Genomic DNA, 9,418 nt, shown 5'->3' with positions numbered 1-9,418 from the left:
TGAGGACAAAGGACATCCCCATGACGACTGACTCCACAGGGGTCGACACGCCCGGCACCGGGACATTCGCCGAGGCCGACCTGTTGAGCTGGGATTTCATCCAGGACCCGTACCTGACCTACCGCGAGATGCGCGCCGGGACAGGCCCCCGGCGGCTCGTCATCAAGACGTTGAGCACCGGCCTGCGCGCGTGGCTGGTCACCGAGTACGGCGATGTGCGTCGGCTGCTGGCCGATCCCAGGCTCTCGAAAGCGGCCGGGGGCGCCGCGCCGATCATCGCCGAGCACAGCACCGAGGACGTCTCGGGACAGGCGATCACCTCGGAGAGCATGCTGTTCAGCGATCCGCCGCAGCACTCGCGGTTGCGCCGGATGTTCACCAGGGCCTTCACGGTGCGCCGCACGGAGAATCTCCGCCCGCGGATCGAGGAAATAACCGATCAACTGCTCGGTTCGATTCCCGCCGGAGCCGAGATCGACCTGGTAGAGTCGGTGGCGATGGCCATCCCCATCGCGGTGATCGGCGAATTGCTCGGCGTACCCCGCGCGGCCCACCACGATCTCCGCCGGTGGAATCGCACGCTGACCGGTGTCGATTCGGAGCCGGCGGAGAAGTACCGGGCGTACATGGCTTCCCTGGAGTACTTCCGGAACCTGATCGCCGAGAAGGTGAGAAGTCACGACACCGCGGACGACCTGATCAACGCGATGATCGACCCGGACAACGAGGAGCGATTCGACGAGTCCGAGCTGCTTTCCACCATCTTCCTGATGATGAACGCGGGGTACGAGACCACCGCGAACTTGATCAGCAGTTCGGTGTACGCCCTGCTGAAGCACCCGGAACAGCTGGAGCTGTTGCGCGGGGACGCCACCCTGATACCGAACGCGGTGGAAGAGTTCCTGCGCTACGAGAGTCCGCTGAACCTCTCCACATTGCGCTACACCACCGAACCCGTGGAGATCGGTGACACCGTCGTCCCGGCGGGCGAGGTGGTGTTCCTGGCGCTGGCCTCGGCGAATCGCGACCCGGATCGGTTCGCGGCACCGGATCGGCTGGACATACGCCGCGACGCTGCCGCGCACCTGGCCTTCGGCCACGGCATCCACCACTGCGTCGGCGCGCCGCTGGCACGGCTGGAGGGTGAGATCGTGCTGGCTCGGCTCTTGGACAAGTTCCCGCACTGGGAAGCGGTCGAGCCGCTGGACCGGCTCGACTGGCGTTACACCTTGCAGTTCCGCGGCCTGGAGCGGCTGCCGGTGAGGTTGCACGCATGACCCGTGAACACGTGCCACGACGAGAATGGGGCGGAGCCATGTCCGCAGAAGTGATCGACCGATTCTTCAAGAGCTCGGGCGCAGGCGACATCGAGACCGCCGTCGAGTGCTTCGCCGAGGACGGGCAGTGGATCACGCCCGACGGGGACGGGCTCGGGACGGTCCACACCAAGGACGAGATCGGCGATCTGATCAACAGCCTGAACGCGATGCGGGAAAAAATGATCGCCTCCGGGGTCGACGGGAAGTTCGAACCGCCGATCATGCTCGGCGAGAACCTGGGACTGGTCCGGTGGACCGTGGAGACGACCGAGGGGAAGGTCGTCAACCGCGGTGTCGACCTCTTCGTCCTGAGTGACGGCAAGATCGTGCTCAAGGACGTCTACCGCAAGATCTGAAACGCTCGACCGGGAAAGGGCAGAATTGTGATCAACAGCTACGAGGATCTGGTCGAGACCACGATCAGCGCCACCACCGACATCGAGGACCTGCAGAACATCCACGTCGGCCAGAGCGGCACCTACGAGCACGCCCTGTTCACCACGTCCGGGGAGAAGGTGGCCACCACCTCGGGTGGGTTCAAGGTTCTCTACCGGCGGGAGTCCGACCAGCAGTTCATGGCCTACCTGACCAACGAGGTCGTCTTCGAGGACGGCTCCGGGACGATCCGGGTCGCCGGCTGGATCGACATGGGGTCACTCCTGTCCGGGAACTGGGCCTACTACCCGAGTGTGGGTGTCAGCGGCCGGTACCTCGGCCAGACGGGGTTCATGGCTTGGCGTCCGCGCAATCTCGGCAAGGAAGAAGGAGCCGAGGTCAAGCTGATCATGTTCGCGTCCGCCGAGTGAACGATCCCGCGATGGCGCCAGTGCAGTGCGGGTGCGGTCGCGACACCGCGAGGAGTGTCGAGTTCGTGATCTCGTGCGGTCCGCCGCGAATCGCGCTTTCCTTCTTCTGACGTGGAGGTCCAGAGTTGAGCCGGATGGCCGGAAAAGTCGCACTGATCACCGGAGCCGCGCGCGGGATGGGCCGTTCGCATGCGGTGCGGCTCGCCCAGGAAGGGGCGGACATCGTAGCTGTCGACCTGTGCGCGGACGTTGACACCACGCCGTACCCCGGAGCGGGCGGTCAAGACCTCGCGGCGACGACGCACATGGTCGAACAGCTGGGCCGACGGGTCATCTCACGCCAGGCGGACACGCGCGACCTCAAGCAGTTGCAGAGCGTGGTCGACGAGGCGGTAGCCGAGTTCGGGCACATCGACGTGGTGTGCGCGAATGCCGGGATATCCAGCTTCGGGTTCGCCTGGGAGCTCTCCGAGGAGACCTGGCAAGAGATGATCGACGTCAACCTGACGGGATCGTGGAAAACCGTCAAAGCGGTGATCCCCCACATGATCGAGCGGGACGAAGGCGGATCGATAGTCTTCATCAGCTCCGTGTCGGGGTTGATCGGCGTGCCGACCATGGCGCACTACACCGCGTCCAAGCACGGCGTGGTCGGGTTGATGCGCGCCCTGGCGGCGGAGTTGGCGCCGTACAACATCCGGGTGAATTCGGTGAACCCGGGAAACGTCGACACGCCGATGGTCAACAACGCCACGATGCGGCAACTCTTCCTGCCCGAGATCTCCGACCCGACGCCCGAGGACGCGGACAACGTGATGAAGGGGATGAGCGCGCTGCCCGTCGGCTGGATCGACTCGCGAGGGATCAGCGACGCGGTGCTGTACCTGGCCTCGGACGAGGCGCGGCACGTCACCGGGATCGCCCTGCCCGTGGACGCCGGGATGATGATTCCCAACAAATCGCGTTAGGAATTGGTACCGGTCCACGGGCGGAACGTGGACCAGGATTCACAGGTCCACCACGCGCCCAGGTGCGCGAACAAGTTGTCGGAGGCTGTTTCAGCATGACGGAGAAAACGCTCTCGTGGCTGGTCAACCGACTCGAGATCATCGAGTTGACGGCCAAGTACGCCTACCTGCTCGACACCCGCCAGATCGACCTCCTGATGGAGCTGTGGAGCGACGCGAGCCCGGTTTTCGATGAAGAGGACTTCGGGCTGGGGAAGGCCACCGGGAAAGACCAGATCCGGCACCACTTCGAGGTCGACATCTACGGGCAGATGGAGAACCTCTGCCACCTGACGACGAACCACGTCGTCAACGAGATCCTCGAATCCAGGGCCTCCGGCACCTGCACCGTCTTCGCCCAGGGCGACGTGCGGGCAGGCGGGACCTCTCGGGCCACCGCGTACTACAAGGACCAGTACGTCCACGAGAACGGGATGTGGAAGTTCTCCAGCCGCAAAGTGATCCCGCTGACCAGGCCGGAAGCGGGCAACTTCCAACTCCCGGCGGGCAACGCGGGATGAGCGGCATGGCCTGAGGGGGAGGAGACGTGCGCGCATCGACCACGAGTGGCGGATCGTGGATCAGGCCACTGCGAGACTCGGCCAGGCGCAGTCGGGCACACCTCGTCTGCTTCCCCTTCGCGGGCGGCTCGGCGAGCTACTTCCACTCGCTGGCGAGCTCGCTCGAACCCGACATCTCGGTGCTCGGGGTCCAGTACCCAGGGCGGCAGGACCGCAGGCACGAGCCGCTGATCGAGGACATCGGCCTGCTCGCCGACGAGATCTGCGAGGCGTTGCTGCCGTGGGAGACGCGACCACTCGCGCTCTTCGGTCACAGCATGGGCTCGGTGGTGGCGTTCGAGGTGGCGCGTCGCCTTGCGCGAGATGACCGACGCGTGCCGCTCGCGTTGTTCGCGTCCGGGCGCCGCGCCCCGTCGTGCCACCGTGACCAGAGTTCCTACGCGGACGACGACGACAGCATCATCGCCAACCTCCGATGGCTTGGTGGCACCGACCCGGCTCTCCTCGACGACGACGAGATGACGCGCCTGATCGTTCCGGTGATCCGGGGCGATTACCGGGCCATCGCGACTTATCGTGCGCCGACGACCGAGGCGGTGCTGGACGTGCCGATCGTCGCGATGACCGGGGATCGCGATCCCAGCGTGTCGTTCGAGGAGGCGGACGCTTGGCGACAGCACACAGCGAGGTCCTTCGAGATCAAGGTCCTTGCCGGAGGTCATTTCTTCATGCACGAGCACATCGTCGAGATAGCAGGCTACGTCAGGCATGTGCTCTCGGAGCGGAACGTCGGCGGGTAGGTCGCGCTCAGCAGGCCGCCTCGTGGTGCCGCCCCGGCGGCACCACGAGACACCCGCCTGACCACGAGCAGGAGCGAACGCTCAGCTGGCTCGTGGGGTCATGGAAGCGCGAAGTCCGGTTCCGCGGCGTCCGCCTGGTGCGGGGGCGATGCCGCCAGGCTGGCGAGCAGGGTCAGCTTGTCCTCGTCGGCCGAGCCGGGTTCGGCGGTGCAGACGCACATGTGCCGGGTCTCGCCGACGGAGACCGGCAGGCCCAGCGAGTAGTAGCTCAAGCTCAGGCGACCGGCCTCCGGATGCCGGAAGAGCTTGGTCCCCCTGACGTGGATGAGGATGTTGTGCGTGTTCCACCGGGCTCGGAAGTCGGCGCTGGCGGTGGTCAGCTCGCCGACCAGCCCACGGGTCCCGATGTCGTGGGGGTTGCGTCCGGCCTCGGTGCGCAGCGAGGCCACGAGCATGTCGGCCGTGAGGTTCCAGTCGCCGTAGAAGTCGCGGGCACCGGGATCGAGGAAGTGGTAGCGCACCAAGTTCGCGTGACCGCTCTCGCGTGTGGTGGCGCTGCCGAAGAGCGGTGCGTAGAGCGCGCGAGCCAGCGGGTTGGCCGCCAGGACGTCATGGCGTTCGTTGGTGACCATCGCCGTGGACAGCGTCATGCTGTCCAGCAGCCATTGGACGTTCGGTGGCAGTGGTGCTGCCGCTGCCGGGGTGCGGCGTGCCGGCCGGGCGGCGTGGGCCAGGTCGAACAGGTAGACCCGCTCCTCGTCGTCGAGTCGCAGGACTCGGGCGACGGCCTCGAGCACCTCCTGGGAGACGCCGCTGATGTGGCCTTTCTCCAAGCGGGTGTACCAGTCGACGCTGACGCCCGCGAGCATCGCGACCTCCTCCCGCCGCAGCCCCGGTACGCGGCGCCGCCCGGTGACGGGCAGCGAGACCTGCTCCGGGCTGATCCTGGCGCGTCTGCTGATCAGGAACTCGCGCACGTCGGCGCGATTGCCGGACCGGGACAGGCCGTGGTCGCTCATGTCGTGAGTCTATGAGCGCCATCCGACCGAAGGGGGGTCGAGATTCTCCCCCCGATGAACCAGCCCTGCCGCCGTTGGGAACCGAGCGCTTGTATGGCCCTCGTGCCAAGTCCAGCCCGTCGAGGGACGGGATCATCCATTCGACCACAGTTCTGGAGTGCAGCCATGTTCACCACTCGCGCCCGCCTGCTGTTCGGCGGCATCCTCGCCGCCACGCTGGTCCTCTCGACGTCCACGCAGGCAGGCGCTCACGATCGCCAGCCCATCGGCCGCTACGTGGTCCCGGGGGAGCAGGCCTATCCGGAAGGCATCGTCCGCGAGCCCGGCACACCGTACTTCTACGTCAGCGGGCTGACCGACGGAACGATCTGGCGAGGCCGGATCGACCAGCCGCACCTGCAGGTCTTCCTGCCCGGCGGGCAGCACGGCCGCACCACCGCGGTCGGCATGAAGATCACCAGGGACCGGTTGGTGGTGGCGGGTGGTACCACCGGCAAGGTCTTCGTCTACAGCACCCGAACCGGGCAACTGCTGCACGTCTTCGACTCCGGTGCGCGCGACGGCCTGGTCAACGACGTGGCCATCGCCCCGAACGGGGACGCTTACATCACCGACTCGTTCCGCCCGGTCCTCTACCGGATCACCGCGGCACAGCTGGCGAACAGGCAGATCGATCAGCCACTCGAGACTGTCGTGAACTTCGACGGCACGCCGGTGGAGTACGAGAAGGGCGTCAACGAGGAGGGCATCAACAGCAACGGCCTCGTCGTGACCCCGGACGGCCGATTCGTGCTGATGGCCGACACCAACTCGCAGGCGTTCTACCGCATCAGCACCAAGACCGGTGCCGTCGATGCCGTCGACCTCGGTGGGGTGACCGACATCGGCGCGGACGGACTGCTGCTGCGCGACGGCGAGTTGTACAGCATCACCAGCCTCTTCCACCCCGAAGGGGAGATCAGCGTCCTGCGGTTGAGCGAGGACTACTCGCGGGCACAGGTGCAGCGCCGGATCAACGGCCGGGGCATGGACTTCCCGTCGACGGCGGCGTTCGACGGTGACGACCTCCTGGTGGTCAACTTCCAGTACCAGCGCACCGAGCCGAACCTGCCGTTCACCGTCGTGCGGGTGAGCCTCTGAACCACTTCCGGGCCTGGCGGACCGCCGGGGCGTGCGGCCGACCGGACCCTACGGCGCGGTGGCACGGATGCCCGCCAGGACGACGTCGACGATCTTCTCGGCCACCTCGCGGGTGAAGGGGCGGCGTCGCCGGGTGACGTAGAGGTACACCGGCCCGGACAGCAGTTCGGTGAGGAAGTAGCTGTCGACAGGGGGGATCTCCCCCTTGTCGACGGCGCTGTCGAATCGCTTCCGGACGGTGGCGAACCGTCGGTCGTAAGCGGTTCGAACCGCCTCGTCGAGATCCGTGTTCCCCGGAGCTGTGACGGCGGCCTGCAACAGGGCCCGGCCGACCGAGCTCGACAGGCGCTCGGAGAACACCATCAAGAAGTCGACCAGATCGCGCCGGAGGTCGCCGGAGTCGTGCAGAGGTGCGGAGTCCTCCGCGTACTGCAGCAGCGCGTCGCTGACGAGCCTGGCGCGGTCCGGCCAGTTGCGGTAGACGCTGTTCTTGTTGACTCCGGCGAGTTCGGCGATCTCCTCGTAGCGCAGGCCCGCCACGCCGTTCCGGGCCACGAGCTCCGTCGTCGCCGCGAGGATCTGCGACCGCACCCGAGCGTTGCGGCCGCCCGGTCGCGCTGCCGGTCGTGCCCCGGCCTCGGCCGTCTCCGCGGTCTCCACGTCCTCCGGCATGCCTCTGATTCTCACATCTGACTCTCGGTGGACACCGCAGTGGATCACAGCTAGCCTAAAGAGGCGATCAGTCTCTTTAAGGATGTGAGCGTTGTGGAGTCCAGCTGTCCGAGCGTCCGGGGCGACACCCTGGTGCTCAAGCAGGACCGGGCGTGGGCATGACCACCGCGTTGAAAACGGTGCAGGCAGGCGAGATCGAGATCGCCTACGCGGAGTCCGGTGCGGGCGAGCCGGTGATCCTGCTGCACGGCGGCGAGAGCACCCACGTCCAGTACGACACCTTCCGACCCCTGCTCGGTGACGGAATCCGCGCGATCGCCTACGACCAGCGCGACAGCGGAGCGTCGGTCAACCCGCCCGATCCCTACGGCATCCCCGACCTGGCCCAGGACTGCGCCGCGCTCATCAGGGGACTCGGGCACGAACGGGCGCACATCTTCGGGGTCTCCTTCGGCGGCCTGATCGCACTTCAGGTCGCGGTGTCGGTGCCCGACGTCGTGCAATCGCTGACGGTCGGCGCCGCCTTCGCCGACGCCTCGGCCCTGCGGGCACCCGTGGCCTCCGAGATCATCGAGCTGCCGCCGTCGCGGCGCGATGCGCGGATGCTCACCTTCGCCCTGTCCGAACGCGGGCAAGCGGACGAGGAGTTGGTGGCCGAACTCCGGTCGATGTTGGTCCACCGCTCACCGGAGGCGGACGCGCGGCGGCTGGCCGCGATCCGGGGCTACGACCTCACCGACCGCCTGCCCGAGATCGCGGCGCCCACCCTGCTCATCTACGGCGAGGACGATCCCGCGGCCCGTCCTGGGATCGGGCAGGGGATCGCCGAGGCGATCCAGGGGGCGAGGCTGGAAGTGATCGCGGGGGCGCGCCACGGGATCACCGTGGAGTTCACGCGGGAAACCGCCCGGTTGCTACGTCACTTCGTGCTCGCCCACCCGTCGCGGCCTGCGCGGTGAAAACCCCGGCCGATCTCACTGTTGCGGAGAACTCGTGAAGATTCTTGTCTCAGGCGCGGGCGTCGCCGGTCTCGCTCTCGGACGTGTTCTCGGGATGCGAGGGCATCACGTCACGATCGTCGAGCGAGCGGATCGGCTCCGGGGCAACGGCTCGCCCATCGACGTGCGCGGCGACGCGATCCAGGTCGCCGAGGAGATGGGCATCCTCCCCGCGCTCCGCGACGCGCGCATCCGGATGACCGAGCAGGTGCACTTCGTCGACGACGACGGCACGGCCATCGGCCGGCTGCCCGACGACATCGGCGATTCGCCCGACGACATCGAGATCGCCCGCGAGGACCTGTCCCGCATCCTGGCCGAGGCGCTGCCGGAAGCCGTGGAGCTGCGCCTGGGCGAATCGGTGGACTCGATCGCCGAGCACGACGACCGGGTGGAGGTCGGGTTCGCCTCCGGCGACCCGGAGCGCTTCGACCTCGTCCTCGGTGCCGACGGTGTGCACTCGGCGGTGCGGCGGCTCGTGTTCGGTCCGGAGCGGGACTGGACCCGGCATCTCGGTCTCTACGTCGCCATCACCGACATGCCCGGCGAAGCCGATGCCGAAGCCGAGCGGATCAATCCCATGTACAGCTACCCGGGGCACCTGGCGGGCATCGCCCGGTTCAAGGACAGGGCGATCGGTGTCCTGATGTTCGCGTCGGATCCCATCGACTACGACTACCGCGACGTCGAAGCGCAGAAGAGAATCCTGTTCGAGCAGTTCGCCGAGTGCCGCTCGTGGAAGGTCCAGACGATCCTCGACGCGGTGCGCGCCGATCCCGACGTCTACTTCGACTCGATCAGCCAGATCCACCTGCCCAGCTGGCACCGGGGTCGGGTCGCGCTCGTGGGCGACGCCGCCCACTGCGCGTCCCCTCTCGCGGGTCGGGGCGCGTCCCTGGCGCTGACCGGGGCTCAGTTCCTCGCTGAGGAGCTCGAACGATCGCATGGGGACCACGTCACGGCGTTCCCGCGATATGAGGCCCGCCAACGGCCTTACGTCGAATTCGCCCAGGGCGCGGTCGGAGGTGGTGGCGCGCTTCTCGTGCCACCCACTCGGGAAGCGATCGAGGCCCGGAACCGGCTGCTCCAGCCGGTCGGCAGCGCACCGATGGACCCGGTGTCGGAGTAGCCTCCCG

At 67.3% G+C, this 9,418-nt stretch carries 11 protein-coding genes; 9 read left to right on the top strand and 2 right to left on the bottom strand.

Annotated elements, in window-relative coordinates; all coding sequences use genetic code 11:
* Nucleotides 1-20: 20 nt before the first annotated feature.
* The 6 genes from JOF41_RS17465 (at nucleotide 21) to JOF41_RS17440 (ending at nucleotide 4,453) form a co-directional block, all read left to right on the top strand.
* Nucleotides 21-1,277, top strand: coding sequence for a cytochrome P450 family protein (locus tag JOF41_RS17465; RefSeq protein ID WP_209620327.1), 1,257 nt, complete (start codon nucleotides 21-23; stop codon nucleotides 1,275-1,277).
* Nucleotides 1,278-1,315: 38 nt separating this feature from the next.
* A complete protein-coding gene (locus tag JOF41_RS17460; protein ID WP_189227122.1) occupies nucleotides 1,316-1,675 on the top strand; it encodes a nuclear transport factor 2 family protein in 360 nt (119 codons plus the stop codon).
* A gap of 27 nt (nucleotides 1,676-1,702) precedes the next feature.
* Nucleotides 1,703-2,125: an allene oxide cyclase barrel-like domain-containing protein gene (locus tag JOF41_RS17455; RefSeq protein ID WP_189227079.1), complete on the top strand. Its 423-nt coding sequence runs from the start codon at nucleotides 1,703-1,705 to the stop codon at nucleotides 2,123-2,125.
* Nucleotides 2,126-2,259: 134 nt separating this feature from the next.
* Complete coding sequence (locus JOF41_RS17450) at nucleotides 2,260-3,093, top strand: mycofactocin-coupled SDR family oxidoreductase (protein WP_189227080.1); 834 nt, start codon at nucleotides 2,260-2,262, stop codon at nucleotides 3,091-3,093.
* A gap of 95 nt (nucleotides 3,094-3,188) precedes the next feature.
* A complete protein-coding gene (locus JOF41_RS17445) occupies nucleotides 3,189-3,653 on the top strand; it encodes a nuclear transport factor 2 family protein (RefSeq protein ID WP_209620323.1) in 465 nt (154 codons plus the stop codon).
* A 26-nt stretch (nucleotides 3,654-3,679) separates the two neighbouring features.
* Nucleotides 3,680-4,453 carry a thioesterase II family protein gene (locus tag JOF41_RS17440; protein WP_307867446.1) on the top strand — a complete coding sequence of 258 codons (774 nt, stop codon included), beginning with the start codon at nucleotides 3,680-3,682 and terminating at the stop codon, nucleotides 4,451-4,453.
* Nucleotides 4,454-4,551: 98 nt separating this feature from the next.
* Here JOF41_RS17440 and JOF41_RS17435 read toward each other — a convergent pair whose 3' ends face one another.
* Complete coding sequence (locus JOF41_RS17435) at nucleotides 4,552-5,472, bottom strand: helix-turn-helix transcriptional regulator (protein WP_209620319.1); 921 nt, start codon at nucleotides 5,470-5,472, stop codon at nucleotides 4,552-4,554.
* Nucleotides 5,473-5,637: 165 nt separating this feature from the next.
* Here JOF41_RS17435 and JOF41_RS17430 point away from each other — a divergent pair, with 165 nt between their 5' ends.
* A complete protein-coding gene (locus JOF41_RS17430; RefSeq protein WP_209620316.1) occupies nucleotides 5,638-6,612 on the top strand; it encodes an SMP-30/gluconolactonase/LRE family protein in 975 nt (324 codons plus the stop codon).
* A 48-nt stretch (nucleotides 6,613-6,660) separates the two neighbouring features.
* Here the strand turns inward: JOF41_RS17430 and JOF41_RS17425 are convergent, their stop codons facing one another.
* A complete protein-coding gene (locus JOF41_RS17425) occupies nucleotides 6,661-7,284 on the bottom strand; it encodes a TetR/AcrR family transcriptional regulator (RefSeq protein ID WP_189227082.1) in 624 nt (207 codons plus the stop codon).
* Between the two features lie 158 nt (nucleotides 7,285-7,442).
* Between JOF41_RS17425 and JOF41_RS17420 the strand changes: the two genes are divergently transcribed.
* Together JOF41_RS17420 and JOF41_RS17415 are read left to right on the top strand one after the other, a co-directional pair.
* Nucleotides 7,443-8,243 (top strand): alpha/beta fold hydrolase, encoded by an 801-nt coding sequence (locus JOF41_RS17420; protein ID WP_209620313.1) that lies wholly within the window; start codon nucleotides 7,443-7,445, stop codon nucleotides 8,241-8,243.
* Between the two features lie 34 nt (nucleotides 8,244-8,277).
* Nucleotides 8,278-9,411 (top strand): FAD-dependent monooxygenase, encoded by a 1,134-nt coding sequence (locus tag JOF41_RS17415; RefSeq protein ID WP_189227084.1) that lies wholly within the window; start codon nucleotides 8,278-8,280, stop codon nucleotides 9,409-9,411.
* Nucleotides 9,412-9,418: the final 7 nt, after the last annotated feature.

Source organism: Saccharothrix coeruleofusca (assembly GCF_017876325.1).
Classification (GTDB): Bacteria; Actinomycetota; Actinomycetes; order Mycobacteriales; family Pseudonocardiaceae; genus Actinosynnema; species Actinosynnema coeruleofuscum.
The sequence above is the reverse complement of the archived record's forward strand: the minus strand, read 5'-3'. Positions and strand labels throughout refer to the sequence as shown.